The sequence below is a fragment of the Sandaracinus amylolyticus genome, from assembly GCF_021631985.1.
GTDB lineage: Bacteria > Myxococcota_A > Polyangia > Polyangiales > Sandaracinaceae > Sandaracinus > Sandaracinus amylolyticus_A.
The window spans coordinates 1,009,125-1,029,917 of the sequence record NZ_CP070225.1 but is presented as its reverse complement, the minus strand read 5'-3'; the positions used below and the strand labels follow the sequence as shown (position 1 = coordinate 1,029,917).

The 20,793-nt window shown below is 72.4% G+C and carries 19 protein-coding genes; 9 read left to right on the top strand and 10 right to left on the bottom strand.

Annotated features, from left to right (window positions below; all coding sequences use genetic code 11):
* Window positions 1-8: 8 nt before the first annotated feature.
* The gene (locus tag I5071_RS04255; RefSeq protein WP_236604093.1) at window positions 9-497 is read left to right on the top strand and encodes a DUF421 domain-containing protein; all 489 of its coding nucleotides are present in this window, start codon (window positions 9-11) and stop codon (window positions 495-497) included.
* Here the strand turns inward: I5071_RS04255 and I5071_RS04250 are convergent.
* Window positions 433-1,392: a DMT family transporter gene (locus tag I5071_RS04250; RefSeq protein WP_236604092.1), complete on the bottom strand. Its 960-nt coding sequence runs from the start codon at window positions 1,390-1,392 to the stop codon at window positions 433-435. The genes I5071_RS04255 and I5071_RS04250 overlap by 65 nt on opposite strands.
* A 355-nt stretch (window positions 1,393-1,747) precedes the next feature.
* Between I5071_RS04250 and pgi the strand changes: the two genes are divergently transcribed.
* Complete coding sequence (pgi, locus tag I5071_RS04245) at window positions 1,748-3,433, top strand: glucose-6-phosphate isomerase (protein WP_236604091.1); 1,686 nt, start codon at window positions 1,748-1,750, stop codon at window positions 3,431-3,433.
* Complete coding sequence (locus I5071_RS04240; RefSeq protein ID WP_236604090.1) at window positions 3,430-4,890, top strand: hypothetical protein; 1,461 nt, start codon at window positions 3,430-3,432, stop codon at window positions 4,888-4,890. The genes pgi and I5071_RS04240 overlap by 4 nt, the downstream gene beginning before the upstream one ends.
* A gap of 6 nt (window positions 4,891-4,896) precedes the next feature.
* Here I5071_RS04240 and I5071_RS04235 read toward each other — a convergent pair whose 3' ends face one another.
* The 3 genes from I5071_RS04235 to I5071_RS04225 form a co-directional block, all read right to left on the bottom strand.
* Window positions 4,897-5,610, bottom strand: coding sequence for a hypothetical protein (locus I5071_RS04235; RefSeq protein ID WP_236604089.1), 714 nt, complete (start codon window positions 5,608-5,610; stop codon window positions 4,897-4,899).
* Between the two features lie 48 nt (window positions 5,611-5,658).
* Window positions 5,659-5,979: a hypothetical protein gene (locus tag I5071_RS04230; protein ID WP_236604088.1), complete on the bottom strand. Its 321-nt coding sequence runs from the start codon at window positions 5,977-5,979 to the stop codon at window positions 5,659-5,661.
* Between the two features lie 62 nt (window positions 5,980-6,041).
* Window positions 6,042-6,896, bottom strand: a complete 855-nt coding sequence (locus I5071_RS04225) for a tetratricopeptide repeat protein (RefSeq protein WP_236604087.1) — start codon at window positions 6,894-6,896, stop codon at window positions 6,042-6,044.
* Between the two features lie 92 nt (window positions 6,897-6,988).
* On the opposite strand from I5071_RS04225, the gene I5071_RS04220 reads away from it, so the two are divergent.
* Window positions 6,989-9,904 (top strand): protein kinase domain-containing protein, encoded by a 2,916-nt coding sequence (locus I5071_RS04220; RefSeq protein ID WP_236604086.1) that lies wholly within the window; start codon window positions 6,989-6,991, stop codon window positions 9,902-9,904.
* On the opposite strand, the gene I5071_RS04215 is transcribed toward I5071_RS04220, so the two are convergent.
* The 6 genes from I5071_RS04215 to I5071_RS04190 form a co-directional block, all read right to left on the bottom strand.
* Window positions 9,885-11,147: an FAD-dependent oxidoreductase gene (locus I5071_RS04215; RefSeq protein ID WP_236604085.1), complete on the bottom strand. Its 1,263-nt coding sequence runs from the start codon at window positions 11,145-11,147 to the stop codon at window positions 9,885-9,887. The genes I5071_RS04220 and I5071_RS04215 overlap by 20 nt on opposite strands.
* 66 nt (window positions 11,148-11,213) lie before the next feature.
* The gene (locus I5071_RS04210; protein WP_236604084.1) at window positions 11,214-12,005 is read right to left on the bottom strand and encodes a Kazal-type serine protease inhibitor domain-containing protein; all 792 of its coding nucleotides are present in this window, start codon (window positions 12,003-12,005) and stop codon (window positions 11,214-11,216) included.
* A gap of 89 nt (window positions 12,006-12,094) precedes the next feature.
* Window positions 12,095-12,523: a hypothetical protein gene (locus I5071_RS04205; protein ID WP_236604083.1), complete on the bottom strand. Its 429-nt coding sequence runs from the start codon at window positions 12,521-12,523 to the stop codon at window positions 12,095-12,097.
* Window positions 12,498-13,724 (bottom strand): hypothetical protein, encoded by a 1,227-nt coding sequence (locus I5071_RS46575; RefSeq protein ID WP_268921209.1) that lies wholly within the window; start codon window positions 13,722-13,724, stop codon window positions 12,498-12,500. The genes I5071_RS04205 and I5071_RS46575 overlap by 26 nt, the downstream gene beginning before the upstream one ends.
* Window positions 13,725-13,823: 99 nt before the next feature.
* Complete coding sequence (locus I5071_RS04195) at window positions 13,824-14,324, bottom strand: hypothetical protein (protein WP_236604082.1); 501 nt, start codon at window positions 14,322-14,324, stop codon at window positions 13,824-13,826.
* 117 nt (window positions 14,325-14,441) lie between these two features.
* Window positions 14,442-14,867 carry a hypothetical protein gene (locus I5071_RS04190; protein WP_236604081.1) on the bottom strand — a complete coding sequence of 142 codons (426 nt, stop codon included), beginning with the start codon at window positions 14,865-14,867 and terminating at the stop codon, window positions 14,442-14,444.
* A 287-nt stretch (window positions 14,868-15,154) separates the two neighbouring features.
* Between I5071_RS04190 and I5071_RS04185 the strand changes: the two genes are divergently transcribed.
* The 5 genes from I5071_RS04185 to I5071_RS04165 all read left to right on the top strand — a co-directional run bounded on the left by I5071_RS04185 (window position 15,155) and on the right by I5071_RS04165 (window position 20,696).
* Window positions 15,155-16,315 (top strand): KamA family radical SAM protein, encoded by a 1,161-nt coding sequence (locus I5071_RS04185; protein WP_236604080.1) that lies wholly within the window; start codon window positions 15,155-15,157, stop codon window positions 16,313-16,315.
* Between the two features lie 71 nt (window positions 16,316-16,386).
* Window positions 16,387-17,106, top strand: coding sequence for a succinate dehydrogenase cytochrome b subunit (locus I5071_RS04180; protein WP_236604079.1), 720 nt, complete (start codon window positions 16,387-16,389; stop codon window positions 17,104-17,106).
* Window positions 17,107-17,156: 50 nt separating this feature from the next.
* Window positions 17,157-19,094, top strand: coding sequence for a fumarate reductase/succinate dehydrogenase flavoprotein subunit (locus tag I5071_RS04175; RefSeq protein ID WP_236604078.1), 1,938 nt, complete (start codon window positions 17,157-17,159; stop codon window positions 19,092-19,094).
* An 11-nt stretch (window positions 19,095-19,105) separates the two neighbouring features.
* Window positions 19,106-19,900: a succinate dehydrogenase/fumarate reductase iron-sulfur subunit gene (locus tag I5071_RS04170; protein WP_236604077.1), complete on the top strand. Its 795-nt coding sequence runs from the start codon at window positions 19,106-19,108 to the stop codon at window positions 19,898-19,900.
* A 1-nt stretch (window position 19,901) separates the two neighbouring features.
* On the top strand, window positions 19,902-20,696 hold the full coding sequence (locus I5071_RS04165) for a hypothetical protein (protein ID WP_236604076.1): 795 nt from the start codon (window positions 19,902-19,904) through the stop codon (window positions 20,694-20,696).
* Window positions 20,697-20,793: the final 97 nt, after the last annotated feature.

The window sequence follows — 20,793 nt, the reverse complement described above, 5'->3', positions numbered from 1 at the left end:
GGCGCGCTGTGGACACGGTGTTTCGCGTCGCGATCATCTACGTGGTGCTGTTCGTCGCGTTCCGCGTGATGGGCAAGCGCGAGCTCGGCAGCCTCACGCCCTTCGAGCTCGTCACGCTGATGATCGTCCCCGAGATCGTCTCGGAGTCGCTGCACGACGGCGATCACTCGCTCACGAACGCAGCGATCGGCGTGATGACGTTGTTCCTGCTCGTGTTCGCGACGAGCGTGATCACGCATCGGTTCCCGCGCGCCGCGAAGGTGCTCGAGAGCCATCCGACCGTGCTCGTGTCCGAGGGGAAGATCGTCGAGGACGCGATGAACCTCGAGCGCGTGTCGGTCGAGGATCTCTTCGGCGAGATGCACAAGGCGGGCGTCGCGCGCGTCGAGGACGTGCGCTGGGCGATCCTCGAGGGCGACGGGCGCATCGCGATCATCGCGCGGGATCGGACGCCGGCGGGGGCGCGCCCGACGGCGCGGGACGAGGTGCTGACGTGAGCGCGGGGCGCGTGACGAGCCAGATCCCCGCGAACACCGCGAGCCCGGTGCCGAGGACGCGCGGGCTCGGCATCTCGTCGAGGAACGTCCACGCGAGCGACGCCGCGAAGAGCGGCTGCACGTAGATGTAGATCGCGACCATCGACGAGCTCGCGAAGCGCAGCGCCCACGCGTTCGCGAGGTACGTGAAGACGGTCGGCACGAGCACGACGTAGAGCACGAGCCACCAGGTCTCGGTGGTGATCGTCGGGGCCTGCGCGACGAGCGCCGGCACGCCGAGCGGCATCGCCAGCAGCGTGCCCGCGGCGAAGCCGATCGCGACCACGCGGATCGATCCGTGGCGCAGCGCGAGGTCGCGCACCAGCACGAGATAGAACGCGTACGCGATCGAGTTCCCGACCACGAGGAGATCACCGAGCGCGCTCTCGGCCTCGATGCGCGGCCCACCGACGAGCCAGAGCACGCCGGCGAACGCGACGAGCACGCCGAGCAGCGCGTTCGCGCGCGCGGCCTCGCGGCGCAGGAGGATCGCCGCGAGGACGGTGAAGATCGGGATCGTCGCGACGAGCACCGTCGCGTTCACCGCGCTCGTGAGGCGCAGTCCGTGGAGGAAGAGCACCTGGTTGCCGAAGATGCCGAGCGACGCGCAGCCCGCGATCGCGAGCACGTCGCGCAGCGGCACTGGCGGCGCATCGCGATCACGACGCGCGAGCGCGAGCACACCGAACACGAGCGCTCCGCCCGCGAGCCGGATCAGCGCGAGCGCGCTCGGGTCCAGCGTCCGGACGACGACCTTGCCCGCGACCGAGAGCGAGGCGAACGCGAGCTGGACCCCGACGAGCGCGGCGTGGACGAGGGCGCGCGAGGGCTCGCCGTTGGGTGATGCAGCAGCCAAAGCGCGCCGAGCCTGGGGCGCCGCCTCACGAACGTCGAGGGCCAACAATCGGCTCGCCCGGCGTCCCTCCCGTCCGCGCGCTGCGCGCGCTCCCGTCCGGGTCCGCCGCGACGAGCACTCCTGCAGAGGGCCAACAATGGCTCGCCCGGCGTCCCTCCCGTCCGCGCGCTGCGCGCGCTCCCGTCCGGGTCCGCCGCGACGAGCACTCCTGCAGAGGGCCAACAATCGGCTCGCCCGGCGTCGCTCCCGTCCGCGCGCTGCGCGCGCTCCCGTCCGGGTCCGCCCGGGACGAGCACTCCTGCAGAGGGCCACGGGTTGCGTGCGCCGTGTCCGTTGCGATATGCGCGGAGTCGACATGCCGAGACCGACCGACACCGCCGCCTGGAACGAGCTCTCGAAGCACGCCGACGCGATCCGCGGCGTCCAGCTGCGCGAGCTCTTCGCGAAGGATCCGACACGCGCGCAGCGCATGGTGCTGCACCACGACGACGTGCGCGTCGATCTCTCGAAGCACCGCGCCACCGACGAGACGCTGCGCTTGCTCGCGAGGCTCGCCGAGCAGTGCGGCGTGCCCGCGATGCGCGATCGGATGTTCGCGGGCGAGCCGATCAACGAGACCGAGGGACGCGCAGTGCTGCACGTCGCGCTGCGCAATCTCTCGTCGCGGCCGATCCTCGTCGACGGCAACGACGTGATGCCCGAGGTCCGCGAGGTGCTCGATCGCATGCGCGCGTTCGCGGGCGAGCTCCGGAGCGGCGCGCTGCGGGGCGCGAAGGGCGATCGCATCACCGACGTCGTGAACATCGGCATCGGCGGCAGCGATCTCGGGCCGTTGATGGTGTGCGAGGCGCTGAGCCCGTACTGGATCGACGGGCCGATCCGGCCGCACTTCGTGTCGAACGTCGATCCCGCGCACCTCGCGCGGACGCTCCACGGCCTCCGGCCCGAGACCACGCTCTTCGTCGTCGCGAGCAAGACGTTCACGACGCAGGAGACGATCGCGAACGCGAAGGCGGCGCGCGCGTGGCTCGTGAGCGCGCTCGGCGAGGACGCGGTGCGCTCGCACTTCGTCGCGGTGTCGACGAACCACGCGAAGGTCGGCGAGTTCGGCATCGCGCGCGAGCGCACCTTCGGCTTCTGGGATTGGGTCGGCGGGCGCTACAGCTTGTGGAGCGCGATCGGTCTGCCGATCGCGCTCGCGGTCGGGTTCGAGCGCTTCGAGGAGCTGCTCGCTGGCGCGCACGCGATCGACGAGCACTTCCGCACCGCGCCGCTCGAGCAGAACGTGCCGGTCGTGCTCGCGATGCTCGGTGTGTGGTACGCGGCGTTCTTCGACGCCGACACGTTCGCGGTGCTGCCCTACTCGCAGGCCCTGCATCGCATGCCCGCGTGGCTCCAGCAGGGCGACATGGAGAGCAACGGCAAGTCGGTCGACCATCAGGGCCGCCGCGTCGAGGGCTACACGACGGGACCGATCGTGTGGGGCGAGCCGGGCACCAACGGACAGCACGCGTTCTACCAGCTTCTGCACCAGGGCACGCGCCTCGTGCCGATCGACTTCCTCGCGCCGCTCGAGCCCGACTGGCCGCGCCCCGGCACGCCCGAGCCGCTCGCGTCGATGCTGCGCGATCAGCACACGCTGCTGCTCGCGAACGTGATCGCGCAGGCCGAGGCGCTGATGGTCGGCAAGTCGATCGAGGTCGTGAAGCGCGAGCTCGAGGCGCAGGGGCTCTCGAAGGACGCGATCGAGCGACTCGCGCCGCACAAGGTCTTCGAGGGCAATCGCCCGAGCACGACGATGACGTTCCGCCGGCTCGATCCGCGCACGCTCGGCGCGCTGCTCGCGATCTACGAGCACCGCATCTTCGTGCAGGGCGTGATCTGGAACGTGAACAGCTTCGATCAGTGGGGCGTCGAGCTCGGCAAGCAGCTCGCGAAGACCATCGAGGGCGAGCTGCGCGGCGGCCCGACGCAGCCGCACGACGGATCGACCGCGGCCCTGGTCGCGGAAGCGCGGAGCGCGATCTCGGGCCGCGCGTGAGCGACGATCTCGCGGCCGTTCCCATCGAGATGCTCCACGCGCAGCGCGGCTATGCGCTCGCGTGGAGCGCACCGTGGGGCGCCGCCGCGTCGATCATCCAGCGCTTCGCGCCCGAGTACGCGCGCCCTCCGATCCCGCTCGGGACCAGCGATCGCACCCGCACCGATGCGCCTCGCCTCTTCCACCTCGACGAGGGCGTCGCGTGCGTGTGGTGCCAGGACGACGGCGCGTGGCTCGCGGTGATCCGCGACGACGGCGAGGACTTCGCGCGCGCGCCCGAGCGCGTGATCCCGGGCGCACGCAGCCTCGCGATCGCGCCCTCGCGCGACGCGACCCACGTGTCCGCCGAGGACGGCGAGAGCGTGCGCGTGCTCGTGGCGCACCGCGACGGAACGTTCGAGCGCGCGCCCGAGCCGCTGATCGTGCAGCAAGGGCGCGTGCGCCTCGCCGCGGCGCACGCCGCGGAAGCGCCGCTGCTCGTCGCGGTGTACGCGAGCGAGCGTCGACTCGTCGTCGCCGACGGAGCGCGCGGCCGCGGGTCGCTGGTGCGCCACGATCTCCCGGGGAACGTCACGTCGCTCGACGCGTACGGCGCGGGCGCGCGCGCCGCGTTCGCGCTGGTCTACGACGAGGGTGATCTCGTCGAGGCCGGCGTGCTCGATCGCGCGGGCAAGCTCGTGGAGCGACGCCACGCGGTGCTGCGCGAGCCGGGTGCGCGCTACGCCGACGTGCGCGTCACGTGGATCGAGGACGAGTTCCACGTCGTCGCGCGCGACGCGCGGACCGACCGCGCAGTCGTGGTCGGCGTCGCGAGCGCGAAGCGCGCGCTCGAGATCGCGAAGGTGCGCGGGCCCTTCGCGGTCGCGTACCAGGAGAAGGGCCTCTCGCTCGCGCAGGCGTACGCCGACGGCGACGACAGCGTGCTGCGCGTCACCCGCGAGCTGCGCGACCCCTCGGTGCGCGAGGTGCGCGAGCCCGCCCCGCCGACGCTGCGGGTGCGACGCGCGGAGGAGCAGACCGTGCGCTGCTTCGACGAGCTCGAGCGCATGCTCGGCACCTCGGGCTATCGCGACGCACGGGCAGTGCGCGTCGCAGTGCCGAGCGGCGCGGCGCTCCGGCTCGAGACCGAGCGCCAGCACGTCGAGATGCGCCCCGAGGGCGAGGGCTTCCGGCTCACGCTCGTCGCCCTCGAGGACGGCGCGATCGACCGCGCGCGCGACGGCAGCTTCGAGCGCTTCGCGCGATCGATCCGCGAGCGGATGTCGGGAGAGTCGAAGGAGCGCGCCGAGCGCGATCGCGCGCTCGGCATCGCGCTGGCGGACGCGCTCGAGGCGGTGCTGGTGCACGTCGAGCGGAACGAGAGCGGACGACGCTTCGAGCTGGTGCTCTCCGCGATGCCCGCGGCGCAGCGCCTCTCGGCGTGGCTGCACCGCGCGCGCACGCTGCTCGCGCCGTGAGGGCGCTCAGGACGGCTTCTCTTCGTCCTCGTCGCGTTCGTCCTCGTCGTCCTCGTCGCCCTCGAGCGCGCCGAACATCTCCTGCAGCTGCGCGAGCTTCGTCGGGTCCGAGAGCAGCTGCGTGCGCACGTCGTCGACCATGCGCTGGAACGCGGGATCGCTCATCAGCGCACCGAGATCGACCGGCATCTCGCCCGCGCCGTGCTGCTCGACCATGCGCTTCATCTCGGCCTCGGTGGTCGCGTCGACGTTCGGCGACATCCCCGCGGACATCGAGCGCGCGATCTCCATCATGCGCTGGGGGTCCGCGCCGCCCGCGCCCGCCATCGCGTCGCGGGCGCGCGCGATCGCGCTCTGCATCTCGGGGCTCGACATCGCGTTCATCATCGTCGCGAGCAGATCGCCACCCTCGAACGCGCCCTCGTCTTCCTCCTCGAGCGAGATCCACGTCCCGCCCTCGCCCACCTCGTCGACGACCGACTCGTACGTCTTGCCGCTCGGCTTCGCGACGTCGGGGATGATGAGCACGCCGCGCTCGTCGCGATGACGATCGAGCGCGTCGCCGACCACGCGACGCAGCGCGGCCGCGAGCTCGTCGGGCTCGGACGCGAAGCTCGCGCGCGTGCGCACCAGCACGCCGTCGTCGAGCGTGCGCACCACGGCGCCGCCGGGCAGGTCCGAAGCAGAGAGACGGAGGAGAGCGATCGCGTCGAGGGCCATGTCGCGGAGCATCGTCGCAGCGGTGCGCCGGTGCAATCGCGGGCGGCGCTACTCGGCCGCGAGCTCGTCGGCGAGGCGCACCTCGTGCACCGAGCCGCTCGCGTTCTCGCGCGCGCTGACGCGCAGCGCCCCGCGCCCACCGAGCGCGCGCACGCCGATCTGCACCGCGTTCTCGCCGACGCGCCACGGCACGATGCAGAGGCCCTGCGCCGCGAACACCGAGCGCTGATCGCGGCGCCCCGACGCCCAGGTGATCACGAGCTCGACCTGCTCGGGGATCGCGCCCGAGCCCGCGCGCACCCTGAGGAGGAGCGGCGGCGCGGGTGGGCGCTCACCGAAGCCACCGAACAGGCGTCGCAGCAGGCTCATGCGTCGCCGACGTTCGTATCACGACTCGGTGAAGAGATTCACTCCCCCTGCTCGCGGACGCGTCAACGCAGTGCGTCGAGACGATCCTGCGCCGTCTGCCGCTGATCGGGGTCGCGCACCATCCCGATGTAGCGCTCGTACACGCGCGCGGCGTCGTCGCGACGGCCCATCTGCTCGTACGCGTACGCCATGTCGAAGAGCGGCCCGGGATCACGCGGCGCGGGCTCGGCGCGCGACCACGCCTCGAAGTGACGCGCGGCCTCGGGCCAGCGCGACTGCGAGCGGTACGCGGTCGCGAGGTTGAGGTGGATGTTCGCGTCGTCGGGCACGCGGGCCAGCGCCGCCTCGAGGACGCTGATCGCATCACCGGCGCGCCCCACCTGACGGAGCGCGACCGCGTAGTTGTTGAGCAGATCGGGGTTGCCCGGGTTCTCACGGAGGCCGTTCTGATAGGCCGTGATCGCCTCCTCGACGCGCCGCATCCGGCGCAGGCACGCCCCGAGGTTGCCCCAGCTCGACGCGTCGTGCGGGTTGATCTCCACCGCGCGGCGCAGCTCCGGCACCGCTTCCTCGCAGCGCTCGAGGCGCGCGAGCGCGGCGCCCGCCATCGCGTGTCCGTCCGCGTTGTTCGGCTCGAGCTCGATGACGCGCCGGAACGAGACGAGCGCCTGCTCGTACTGTCCCTGCTGGCGCAGGATCGATCCGATCGTGAAGTGCGCGGCCGCGTGCTGTGGCCTCATGCGCACGACCTCCTGTGCGGCGGCGAGCGCCTCGGGCAGACGCCCTGCGCGCTTGTGCGCGAGCGCCACGCGGTACTGCGCCTCGAAGTCCTGGGCGAGAACGCGCTCGGGGGGCGTGAACGCGATCGCGAGCGCGATCATCGAGAGGGCGGCGAGAGCGGCGAGCGCTGATCTCATCGAGGCATCCTCCGGTCGTGCTCCGACGCGAGCACGCGCGCGGCCATTCTAGACAGGTCTCGCGCGTGTTCGTCGAGGGTATGCTCGCGCCCGTGGACGAGAGGCAGACCCGCCCCGCGACGAGCGCGAAGGATCCCTGGCTCGGCGCGACGCTCGACGGGCGCTATCGCGTCCTGCGCAAGATCGCCGAGGGCGGGATGGGCGCGGTGTACGAGGGCGAGCAGGTCGCCCTCAAGCGCCGCGTCGCGATCAAGGTGCTGCACGCGCACCTCGCGCGCGACGCCGACATCGTCGTGCGCTTCCGCCGCGAGGCGCTCGCGACCACGCAGATCGGTCATCCCCACATCGTCGAGGTCCTCGACCTCGGCGAGATGGACGACGGCTCGTTGTTCATGGTGCTCGAGCTGCTCGAGGGTCGCGACCTCGCGCGCGTGCTGAAGGACGAAGGCCCGCTCCCGGTCGCGCGCGCCGCGAAGATCGTCGCGCAGGTGTGCGAGGGCGTCGCCGCCGCGCACGCGAAGGGCATCGTGCACCGCGATCTCAAACCCGAGAACGTCTTCCTCACGACGCGCGAGGGCGATCCCACGTCGTCTGCCGATTCGCGGACTGATCGCCGCGACTTCGTGAAGGTGCTCGACTTCGGCGTCTCGAAGATCCGCGACTCGATCGACGGCGCCGACGCGCGCACCCGCACCGGCACGGCGCTCGGCACGCCGTACTACATGGCGCCCGAGCAGGCGCAGGGGAAACGCGACGTCGATCATCGCGCCGACGTCTACGCGATCGGCGTGATCCTCTTCCGGATCCTCACCGGGCATCACCCCTTCGACGACACGTCGTATCCGATGCTCGTGCTCAAGATCTGCACCGAGCCCGCGCCGCGCATCGCGGAGTGGCGCACCGACGTGCCGCGCGAGCTGGTCGCGCTCGTCGAGCGGATGCTCGCGAAGGAGCCGAGCGAGCGTCCCTCGTCGATCGCATCGGTGCGCGATGCGCTCCTGCCGCTGCGCGCGATTCACGTCGCGCCCGTGCTCACCGGCGCCGCCGCGCCCACCACGCGCGCGCCCTCGCTGCTCGAGTCGCGCGATCACTCCCCTGCTGCCATGGCCGCGACCCAACGCCGTATGACGCCCGAAGAAGAGGAAGAAGACGCCGCGGCCGCGAGCCGCGTCGCGGGCAGCTCGCGCGCGCCGATGCTCGCGGGCCTCGCGCTGCTCGGCCTGCTGACGATCGCGATCGTCACCTATGCGATCACGGATCGCGATCCCGAGGTGCCGCGCGAGCCCGATCCGATCGCGCTCCCGACGCCGCGCGATCCGGTCACGCGCGCGCTCGCGCCGCGCGGCGGTGATGGCGGCGGATGGACGTGGCTGAACCCGCGCCCGCGCGCGATGCCGACCTGGTACGACGTCGACGTCGGCGGCCCCGGGCTCGTCGTGCTCGTCGGGCAGGACGGCGCGGCCGCGCGCTTCCTGAACGGACTGCTCGTGACGTGGCGCAGCGGCAGCGAGCGCTCGCTGCGCTCGGTCGCGTGGGTGAGCGACGACAGCGCGCTCGCGGTCGGCGACGAGGGCACGATCGTGCGCCTCACGCCGCAGGGCCCGCGCCCGATCACGAGCGGCACGGCGCAGACGCTGCGCGCGGTGCTGCCGATCTCGAGCCTCGAGGCGCTGATCGCGGGCGACGGCGGCACGCTGCTGCGCGTGCGCGGCGAGGACGTCAGCGCGCTCGACACCGGCACCACGGTCGCGCTCACCGCGGCGCACGAGCGCGGCGACCTGGTGTGGGTCGTCGGCGAGCGCGGCACGATCCTGCGCTTCGCGGACGGCACGCGCGCGACCGAGGACTCCGGGCTCGGCGTGACGCTGCGCGCGATCGGTGGCTGCGCGAGCGGCGATCTCTACGCGGGCGGCGATCAAGCGACGCTGCTGCGCCGTCGCGCCACCGGTGCGTGGCAGAACGTGCGGACCGCGCTCGACACCGGCGAGTCGATCACGTCGATCACCTGCGACCGCGGGCGCGCGGCGATCGTGGGCAGCGAGGGCACCGTGCTGCTCGCGTCGGGCACGAACGTCGTGCGCATGCCGAGCGGGTTCGACCGCGGATGGCACGGCGTCTCGGGGGCGCGCGACGAGACCACGTGGATCGCCGGTGCCGGTGGGCGCATCGCGACGATCGAAGAGGACTACGTCCGCACCGCGACCGCGGGACCGACGGTGCCGCTGCGCGACGTGGCGATGATCGGCGGCGCGCTGGTCGCGGTGGGCGAGTGGGGCCGCATCGTGCGCGAGCGCGAGCACGGCTTCGAGGAGAGCACGTCACCGACCGACGCCGGCCTCGCGGCGCTCGCGGCGATCGACGAGTCGCGGCTGCTCGCGGTGGGCGATCTCGGCGCGATCGTCGAGGTGCGCTGGGACGGAGCGACGCTCGTGCAGTCGCCGACCGATGCCTCGCTGCGCGACGTGCTGATCGGCGCCGATGGTCGCGTGCTCGTGGTCGGCACCGGCGGGACGCTGGTGCGCGGAACGGTCGAGTCGCTGAGCGCGTCGCGGGTGCGCGACGCCGGCGATCTCTGGGCGATCGCGGGCACGCCCGACGAGGCGATCGCGGTCGGCGACGGAGGCACGGTGGTGCGCATCACCTCGAGCGGCGCCGAGCGCGTCGGGTGCGAGACCGAGCGGTCGCTGCGCGCCGTGCTGCGCACGCCCGAGGGCACGTGGGCGGTCGGCGAGGCCGGCACGATCGTCCGCATCGGCGCGAGCGGCTGCACGCGCGAGCACGACGGCGGCGCGACGCTCGACGCGATCGCGCTCGGCCCCGATGGCCGTCCGCTCGCGGTCGGAGAGCGCGGCACCGCGCTCGCGCGGAGCGCCGACGGCACGTGGTCGCCGATCGAGCTCGACCTCGGCGGCAACCACGCGCGCGAGATCGAGCGCCTCGGACGTCACGTCTACGTCGTCGGCACCGGCGGCGTCATCGTGCGGCACGTCATCGCGGATGGGACGTGACGCGCTCGGCTTCTGCGAGACGGCGCGCCACGAGATCCGACGAGTAGCTCGTCACCGTCTCGAGCGTCGGGAACGAGAGCAGCTCGCCCGCATAGAACGTCCGTCGCACGCCCTGGAGCGCCTCGAGGCGCGCGTGGAACCCCTCGTCCATCGCGTCGCGATCGGCGTGCGGGAAGTAGCGCCAGGCACGCGCGTGGTGGATCTCGTGGAGCCGTCCTCCGAGCCGCCGCACGGCGCGCTCGACCCGCCTCGACGTCTCGTCGAGCGACGGATCGCCGTCCTCGATGACGTAGAACGTCCACACCGGTCGGTCGGCCCAGCGTCGATACCAGAACACCGGCTCGCCCGCGCCCGAGCGGTGCATGTTGGGCACGCAGAACGTGAACGGGTGCGGCGCGAGCCCGCTCACCGTCGCCGCGACGACGCGGAAGTCGATCGTGCGGATGCGCCGGAAGAGCGCGCGCTCCTCGTCGCTCGCGTCGAGCACGGAGAGCACCTCGTCGAGCGGGCACGCGAGCACCAGCCAGTCGAGCTCGACGCGCCCCGCCGAGGTCTCGAGCATCACGCCGTCGTCGCCGCGGACGATACGCCGGACCTCGGTGTCGGTGCGCACGTCGTGCTCGCGCGCGATGCGCTCGCAGAGCGCCCGCACGCCGCCGCCCGGGAGCTGCGCGAACGGGAAGCCCCAGACCGTCATGTACTTGAGCACGTACGCGGCCGGCATCTCCTCGAGATAGCCGTAGCCGAACCCCGTGAACCACGGCCGCACGATCGCCGCGAGATCGGTGTAGCCGTGGCGCTCGGCCCACGTCTCGAACGGCAGGTGCAAGCTCTCGGCGAGGTGCGCGAAGCCCGGCCGCCAGAGCGCACGATCGCGCAGCATCTCCGCGAAGCAGCGCGCGCTCTCCGCGCCGAACGAGACGAAGCGCCGCTCCATCCCGGGCGGCAGGAGGTGGCTCTGGATCGCGCCGTCGGGCGTCGCGTACGCGATGGACGCGACGGGCGCCCAGGGCGTCCTCGTCGCGCGCATCAGGCGCCGCACGTTCGTGTAGAGCGGCGAGATGATCGCGGCGCCGAGCTCGTACTCGCGATCACCGACACGAACCGTGCAGCACTTGCCGCCGACGTGCGGCTCGCGCTCGAACACGGTGACGCGGGCCCGACCCGCCGCGCGCAGCGCGCGCGCGACGGTGAGCCCGGCGATCCCCGCGCCCACGATCCCGATGCGGTCTCCTCTCGACACGCGACGAGACCGCCATGTGGCCCCGGCCAGCGCTGGCGAACACCCGCGCGTGAGAGGGCCGGCAGCTCAGCAGGGCCCGTCGTGGGCCACCGACACGCCCTGCGAGTTCGCCACGCAGCGCGTGGGATGGGTCTGCCCGTCGCAGCCGCACACCGGATTGAACTCGCGCGTGCACATCTGGGGGCGCGGCCGGCACACGCCGGGCGCATCCGTCGCGCCGCACTGCGCCGACGCCGGCCAGTCGCAGAACTCGTCCGCTCCGCACGGCGCGAGCCCGCGGCTGCCGCACGCGCGCTCACCACCTCCGCCCGCTGCGCCGCCGCCCGCCGCCGCAGCGCACTCGCCCTGCGACGCGACGCTCACGCCCGCGCGGTTCGCGTCGCACTCGTTGCCGTAGGTGCGCCCGTCACAGCCGCAGACCGGCTGGTAGATCTCCGCGCAGACCTCGGGCTGAGCGCGACACGTGCCGCTCTGGTCGCCCGCGCCGCAGTGGCTCCCGAAGTCGCAGAACTGCCCGGACGCGCACTGGACGCCGGCGATCCCGCCGCACATCGCGCCCTGGGCCGCGCCTCCGGCTCCGCCGCCGGTCGGCGCAGTGGGCGGGCACTCGCGGATCACCCACGCGCAGCGCCCGTTCGCGTCGCGCTCGCACGCCGGGCCCGCGACGGTGACGCCATCGGCGCAGGGGCTGTTCGGCATCTGGGGGCGCGGCCCGCACGCGCTCGCCTCGCACGCATCGCCACCCGCGTGCTGATCGCCGCCGGACGCGCCCTCCGTCCCGCCGCCGTTCCCACCACCACACGCCGCGAGCACACCCGCGAGCACGAAGAAGACACCCAGAGCTCGGATCGAACGCATGACACCTCGAAGATGGTTGTCGGAACGCGCACCAGGACGGCGCAGCCCTGTTCAGTGCCGCGGGGCGAGCGCCGTGGCTCAGGAAGGTTTCAGCGGCAGGCTTCGGGCACGCCGAGGCCGGTCGCCTGGAGCGACGACCGGAAGCCCTCGAGCGCGCCCTGGCACGCCTCGTCGCGCGCCTGTCCTTCGAGCTCCGCCGCGAGCGCGAGCGAGGCGCACGCCTCACCCGCCTCGCCGCGCCCCGAAGGCGGCAGCGCCGCGACGTACGCGGGACAGCACGACTGGGCGCGCGCACAAGCGTCGGCCGGCGCACGCTGCTCGGCGGGCTCCTCGGCCGGCGCAGCGGGTGTCGCGGCCGGCGCGCTCTCGGCGACCGAGGGTGTGGGCGCCGGCTCGGCGGGCGCTTCCTCCGGAGCCGGAGGAGCGCTCTCGCCCGAGCCGCACGCCATCACCACGACGAACGAGAGCGCCCACCACGGCGCCCGACGGCGCTCAGCGCGGAGCGGTGCGGACCGCATCACGCGGCAGGGGCGGCTGCACCTGCTCCGGCTCTCGGCGAGGACGCACGCGGGTGCGGGGATCGGGGCCCACCGGGCGCACCTCGGGATCCGGCGCCTCGAGCCGCGGCGGAGGGGCCTCGCGCTGCGGGGGATCGGGGAGCACGACGGTCGCGCCGCCGCCGGTGCGGGGCGGAGGCGTGGTCACGGTCGCGCCGCGGCCACCACCGCGGGGCGCCTCGGGCGCCTCGACCTGACGCGGCGGAGGCGTGGTCACCGTCGTGCGCGGCGGCTGCGCCTGCGGCACCTCGGCCTGGCGCGGCGGAGGCGTGGTCACCGTCGTGCGCGGCGGCGTCTGCGGCACCTCGGTCTCACGCGGCGGAGGCGTGGTCACGGTCACCCCACCACGCGGCGGAGGCGTCGTCTCGCGCGGCGGCGTCACCACGACCGTTCCGCCAGCGCGCGGCGGAGGCGGCGTCGCGGTCACGGTCCCGCCCGACGACTGCGGAGGCGGCGTCACGGTCACCGTCCCCCCACGGGGCGGCGGCGGCGTGACCACCACGGTCCCACCCGACGACTGCGGAGGCGGCGTCACGGTCACCGTCCCCCCACGGGGCGGCGGCGGCGTGACCACCACGGTCCCACCCGACGACTGCGGAGGCGGCGTCACGGTCACCGTCCCGCCGCGCGGCGGAGGCGGCGTCACCACCACGGTCCCGCCCGACGACTGCGGGGGCGGCGTCACGGTCACGGTCCCGGTCGAGCGCGGCGGCGGCGTCACCACCACCGTTCCACCCGACGAGCGCGGCGGCGGCGTCACCACCACGGTCCCGCTCGCACGCGGCGGCGGCGTGACCACCACCGTGCCTCGGTGGCCCGGCGGCGGCGTGACCACCACCTGACCGTCGCGACGACGGCACCCGCCCGCGTCGTAGACCCACCCGGCGCCCCGGCGCTCCCAGTGCGGCTGGATGTACGCGCAGTCCGGCTGCGGCTCGAGCCAGTAGCCGTCGATCCACACGTACGCGTTCGCCTGCCACTCCCAGTGGGCTTCGACCCAGATCGCGCCCTGCATCGGCGGCGCGGGAGGCGTCACGACGACGGTGGGGCGGGGCGGGGGCGCGCTCGCCACGATCGTCGCCGAGCCACGCGCGCGAATGGTCGCGCTGCCGCAGCCGACGATCGAGAGTGCGACGAGCAGGAGGGGAACGAGTCGTCTCACGGGTCCTCCGGGGTGAGCCTTCCAGACGGCCGGGCCGATTCTCGCCGCTCCGGCCGCCGGGTGCACGCGTTCAATCGACGCGCGGGCACCCTGCCCGCTTCACGCGGGGCGAGTCGGCCGCCGGTAGTCGCGCGGGGTCATCCCGACCGGCCGCGGGATGCGCGCCGCGTCGAGCTCCGCGAACGCCCGCTCCAGCGCGATCGTGATCGTCGCGACGTTCTCCGACTCCGACATCTTCGGGTAGATCCACGCCAGCGCGGTCACGACCCCGCGCATCAGCATGCTCTCGATGACCACGAAGCTGCGCAGCGTGAGCCTCGCGACGTCCGCCGCCTGCGCGGCCGTCAGGTCCACGATGCGCTTGCGCGCCTTCGGCGAGGGCGCGCCGGTCGCGAACGTGTCGGTGATCAGCACGAAGCGCTCGCGGTTCGTGCGCGCGCGACCGACCACCTCGGCGTGCGACTCGAAGTAGCGATCGACCAGGGTCTCGGTCGGCTCGCCGAACCAGGTCGCGATCACCACCGGCCACGCGCGCGTGTCGATCACGACCGACGACCCGCCGTCCACCAGGACGACCGTCCCGTTCCCGCCCCGCTCCATGCCTGGGCGTCATCGTACCAACGTCGCCGCCCGCGAACACCGCTGAAAAAACGAACGCGCGCCCGCGTGACCGCGAGCGCGCGCTCTTCGTGGCGAGAGGGCCGAGCCCTCAGCCGATCACTGGCAGGCCGCGGGGACCGCGGTGCCCATCGCGGTGAGCGACTGGCGGTAGCCGTCGATCGCCGCCTGGCAGGCCGGCTCCGCCGACGCGCCCGCCGCCGCCGTCTGGCGCAGCGCATCGCAGGCCGCGCCCGCGCCGCTCGCCGCGCCGCCGGGCATCGCGTTCACGTACGCCGTGCAGCACTCCTGCGCGCGGGCGCAGACGCCACCGCCACCCGCCGCCGGAGCCGCCTCGGCCGCCGGAGCTGCCTCGGCCGCGGGCTCGGCCGCCGCCGGAGCGGGCTCGGCCGCCGGTGCCGCCGGAGCCGCGGGCGCCTCGGCCGCCGGGGCCTCCACCGCCGGTGTCTCGGCCGTCTCCGACGACCCGCACGCGACGAGACCGAGCATGGCGAGCGAGATGGTGAGCTTCGTGATCGTCTTCATTCCTGTCCTCCTGGCTCTCTTCCGGATCGGAACGTCCACAGCGCGCATCCCCCCTGGGACGCGTGGCGCGAGAAAGGCTGCGGGAAGGTCCCGCCTCGCGGGGCGCGCCGGGCCAAGACCAAGAAGCGGACCAGGCGCGATCCGGGCCGGATGGTGCATTTCTTCCGCACCGCACCGCAATGCCCCCCACCCGGCGCGCGCCACCTCGTCCCGATCACGCAACGGTTGCTCGCCGGGGACGCCCACGCGTTCGCCGCAGCACTGCTTCGCTGTCATGCTCGCGCGCGATGTCGCTCCCCGTCCTGCCGTCGGCCCGCCCGCCTGCCGACGACGACGCGGGCCTCGATGCGTCCGACTGGCGCTGGCAGGTCCGCCACGCGATCACCGACCTCGCCGGTCTCGAAGCTGCGCTGGAGCTCACGCCGGAGGAGCGCGAGGGCACGCGCCGCGCGCTCGCGGGCGGCTTCCCGATGTCGATCACGCCCTATTACCTCGGGCTCTGTGATCGCCACGATCCCCACTGCCCGATCCGCCTGCAGTGCGTGCCGCGCATCGAGGAGGCGCGCGAGGTCCCCGGCGATCTCCGCGATCCCCTCGGCGAAGAAGCGCACGAGGTCGCGCCCCACCTCGTCCGCCGTTACCCCGATCGCGTCCTCTTGATCGCGACCGATCGCTGCTCGGTCTACTGCCGCTTCTGCACCCGCTCGCGCATGGTCGGTCAGGACGGCGGCGTGCGCGCGCTCGAGAAGCTCGAGCCCGCCTTCGCATGGATCGAGGCACACCCCGAGATCCACGACGTGATCGTCTCGGGCGGCGACCCGCTGGTGGGCACCGACGCGCGCATCGCGGCCATCCTCGAGCGCCTCGCGCGCATCGAGCACGTGATGGTCGTGCGCATGGCCACGCGCGCCCCTGTCACGTTGCCGCAGCGCATCTCGTCGGATCTGTGTCGGGCGCTGCGATCGCACCCGTCGGTCTGGGTCATGACCCACTTCAACCATCCGAAGGAGCTCTCGCCCGAGTCGCGCGAGGCGTGCGCGCGCCTCGTCGATCACGGCATCCCGGTGATGAACCAGAGCGTGCTCCTGCGCGGCGTGAACGACGACGCACGAACGCTCGAGACGCTCTTCCGAGGCCTGGTGCGCGCGCGCGTGCGGCCCTATTACCTCCTCCAGGCCGACCCGGTCCGCGGCACGTCGCACCTGCGTACGCCGCTCCAGACCGGGATCGATCTCATGGAGCGACTGCAAGGACGCGTCGGTGGCATCGCGCTGCCGAAGCTGATCGTCGACACCCCGGGCGGGATGGGGAAGGTGCCGGTCGGTCCCGATTGGATCGTCCGCCGCGAGCGTGGTGTCACCACGCTGCGCACGCACCGTGGTGTGGAGGTCGATTACGTCGATCCGCCCGCGGCCCCGCAGGTGTGCGTCACTGCGGATCGCGATTGAATTCCGAAAACATGGGTGTATAGCTGGCGCGCCTCACGCGCAGGGGCGCGGCAAGAGCACGGGAACCGACGATGCAGAAGGCGCTGACCCTCACGCGGACCTCGATCGGCAAGAAGGCGCTGGTCGCCATCACGGGCGCGATCCTCTTCGCCTTCGTGATCGGGCACCTGATCGGCAACCTGCAGGTCTTCCTCGGCCCCGAGCACCTCAACGCGTACGCAGAATTCCTGCACTCGATGCCGAAGGCGCTGTGGACGGCGCGCGCCGTCCTGCTGCTCGCGCTGATCGTCCACGTCGGCCTCACGGTGCAGCTCGCGGTCGCGAACAGCGCGGCGCGCCCCAACCGCTACAAGGTCTCGAGCGACGTCGGCGACCAGGGCCCGCTGATGCGCTACGCGCGCAAGACGATGATCCTCTCGGGCCCGATCGTGTTCGCGTTCATCGCGTTCCACCTCGCGCACCTGACGATCGGCGCCGACGTCATCCAGGGCTACCGCTTCGATCCCCACGACGTCTATCTCAACGTCGTCTACGGCTTCCGCAGCGTGTGGGTCACGTCGTTCTACGTCTTCGCGAACATCCTGCTCGGCTTCCACCTCTACCAGGGTGGCCAGTCGCTGCTGCAGAGCCTCGGTCTCCGCTCGCCGCGCTTCGATCAGCGCGTGCGCGGTGCCGCGATGGCGTTCGCCGCGTTCGTCACGCTCGGCAACGTGCTCATCCCGCTCACGATCATGGCGCGCGTCGTCGGCGGTGACGTGCCCGACCTCCCCGCGCTGCCGCCCACGCCTTGAGCGGCTGAGTTCTTCCTCGACTTCCGTTCGCCTTTCAGGAGCAACACGAGATGGAGCTGCGCTCGAACGCCCCGACGGGCCCGATCGAAAAGCGCTGGGAACAGCACCGCTTCGACATGAAGCTGGTCAATCCGGCGAACAAGCGGAAGTTCGACGTCATCATGGTCGGCACCGGGCTCGCCGGCGCGGCCGGCGCCGCGTCGCTCGCGGACCTCGGCTACAACGTCAAGGCGTTCTGCTACCAGGACTCGCCGCGCCGCGCGCACTCGATCGCCGCGCAGGGCGGCATCAACGCCGCGAAGAACTACCAGGGCGACGGCGACAGCATCCACCGCCTCTTCTACGACACGGTGAAGGGCGGCGACTTCCGCGCGCGCGAGAGCAACGTCCACCGCCTCGCCGAGGTCAGCGTCAACATCATCGACCAGTGCGCGGCGCTCGGCGTGCCCTTCGCGCGCGAGTACGGCGGTCTCCTCGCCAACCGCAGCTTCGGCGGCGCGCAGGTCTCGCGCACGTTCTACGCGCGCGGTCAGACCGGCCAGCAGCTGCTGCTCGGTGCGTACTCGTCGCTCGAGCGCACCATCGCGAGCGGCAAGGTCAAGATGTACACGCGCTGCGAGATGGTGGACGTGATCGTCGCCGACGGGCGCGCGGTCGGCATCGTCACCCGCGACCTCGTCACCGGGAAGATCGAGGCGCACACCGCCGACGTCGTCATCCTCGCGACCGGCGGCTACGGCAACGTCTTCTACCTCTCGACGAACGCCAAGGGCTGCAACGCGACCGCGATCTGGCGCGCGCACAAGAAGGGCGCGCTCTTCGCGAACCCGTGCTTCACGCAGATCCACCCGACGTGCATCCCGCAGGCGGGCGAGTACCAGAGCAAGCTGACTCTGATGAGCGAGTCGCTGCGCAACGACGGCCGCGTGTGGGTGCCGAAGGACGCGAGCAACGCGTCGAAGGACCCGCGCACGATCGCGGAGTCGGATCGCTACTACTACCTCGAGGAGCGCTACCCGGCGTTCGGCAACCTCGTCCCGCGCGACATCGCTTCGCGTGCGGCGAAGAAGGTGTGCGACGACGGGCTCGGCGTGGGCCCCGAGGTCATGGGCGTCCGGCGCGGCGTCTACCTGGACTTCAGCGCGGCCATCAAGCGCGACGGCAAGAGCGCGATCGCGGAGAAGTACGGCAACCTCTTCGAGATGTACGAGCGCATCACCGGCGAGGACCCGTACGAGATGCCGATGCGCATCTACCCGGCGACCCACTACACGATGGGTGGGCTCTGGGTCGACTACAACCTCATGAGCACGATCGACGGCTGCTTCGTCGCGGGTGAGGCGAACTTCTCGGATCACGGCGCGAACCGCCTCGGCGCGAGCGCGCTGATGCAGGGCCTCGCCGACGGCTTCTTCGTGCTGCCCTACACGATCACCGACTACCTCGCGCGCAAGGGCAAGGCGAAGGTCGACGAGTCGCACCCGGCCGTGAAGGACGCGCTCCGCGAGGCGAAGGAGCGCTTCCAGAAGCTCGTCGACGTCGGCCAGAAGGGCCGCCTGACGGTCGATCAGTTCCACCGCAAGCTCGGCGCGATCATCTGGGACAACTGCGGCATGGCCCGCAACGCGAAGGACCTGAAGCAGGCCCTCGCGGCGATCCCGGATCTGCGCGAGCAGTTCCACCGCGACGTGAAGATCACGGGCGGCGGCGAGACGCTCAACCGCGAGCTCGAGAAGGCGGGGCGCGTCGCGGACTTCATGGAGCTCGGCGAGCTGATGTGCCTCGACGCGCTCGACCGCGAGGAGAGCGCGGGCTGCCATCTCCGCGAGGAGTTCCAGACGCCGGAAGGCGAAGCGCAGCGCAACGACGAGAAGTTCGCGTACGTCGCGGCCTGGGAGTGGAAGGGCGCGGGCGCGCGCTCTTGGGAGCTCCAGAAGGAACCGCTGACGTTCGAGTACGTCAAGCTCACCCAGCGCTCGTACAAGTGAGGAGCTGAACCGTGGCCGAGACGATCGATCTGAAGCTTCACGTCTGGCGCCAGAACGGCCCGAACGATGCGGGCCGCTTCGAGGACTACTCGGAGTACGCCAAGGGCATCAGCACCCACGCGTCGTTCCTCGAGATGATGGACGTCGTGAACGACAAGCTGATCCTCGCGGGCAAGGAGCCGTTCGCGTTCGATCACGACTGCCGCGAGGGCATCTGCGGCACCTGCGGCGTGGTGATCAACGGGCAGCCCCACGGGCCGCAGCGCGCGACCACGACCTGCCAGCTCCACATGCGCAAGTTCGAGAACGGCGCGACGATCTACGTCGAGCCGTTCCGAGCGAAGTCGTTCCCGGTGATCAAGGACCTGATGGTCGAGCGCGCGTCGCTCGATCGCATCATCCAGGCGGGCGGCTACATCACGGTGCGCGCGGGCAGCGCGGTCGACGCGAACGAGATGCCGATCGCGAAGCCGATCGCCGACGAGGCGATGGACGCCGCGGCGTGCATCGGCTGCGGCGCGTGCGTCGCGGCGTGCCCGAACGCGTCGGCGAGCCTCTTCACGGCGGCGAAGATCGCTCACCTCGGCCTGCTCCCGCAGGGCCAGGCGGAGCGCTCGCGCCGCGCGCTCGACATGGTCGCGCAGCACGACCGCGAAGAGTTCGGCGCGTGCTCGAACCACTACGAGTGCGAGGCCGCGTGCCCGAAGCAGATCAGCGTCGCGTTCATCGCGCGCATGAACCGCGACCACCTCAAGGCGCAGCTCACGTACAAGGAGCCGACCGCGAAGGACGGCGGCGCTGGGTGAGATGACTCGATCGACGTCGCACGCCCTGGTGATCGCGCTCGCATGCGCGCTCGCCGCGTGCGACGTCGAGGACGAGATGGCAGCGCCGTGGCCGGGCGCGCTGCCGACCGATCTCGATCTCGGCGAGGAGCTCGCCGCGATCGACGTCGAGCCCCCGCGCGAGCGACGAGCGCCCGAAGCGCCGGCGACCACGCGCGCATCGATCGCGCCGGGCGGCACCGCGGCGCTCGCAGGAACCGCGGGCGGCTCGGTCGTCGCGAGCACGCGACGGAGCGAGTGCGCAGGGAACGTCGCGGAGGAGCCCGATCACGTCGTCGACGTGGGCGCGGAGACCCACGTCGCGCTGCGGGTCACGAGCGAGGGCGACACCACGCTCCTCGTGCAGACCGCCGACGGCGAGTGGCTCTGCAACGACGACTTCGACGGCCTGCAGCCGGCGATCGCGCGCACCTTCGCGCCGGGCCCGCTGCGGGTGTGGGTCGGCACCTGGGACGCCGAGGACGCGGGCGCGCCCTACGAGCTCGCGGTGAGCACCGAGCTCGATCCCGCGATGCCGCGCGGCGAGCCGGTGATCGATCGACTGAACGCGGTGTGCGAGGAGAACTGGTGCGCGAGCGGGACCGCGTACCGCTTCGAGCGCGTGACCTGCGACGGCACGAACGACTGCCGCGTGACCTTCACGATCGACGGCACGACGGGCGAGGTCACGACGCCCGGAGCGCGCTCGAGCTGGCGCGACGAAGGGCTCGACGAGCGCTTCGTCGACGCGCTCGGGGAAGCGCTGAATTCGCGGTGAAACCCGTCGAATTCCGCGTTTGATCGTGGTACTCTTCCGTCATTGATCGCGCCCGCTGGAGGGGCTCCGAACGCGACGTGGGATGCGCGCGTGAGGG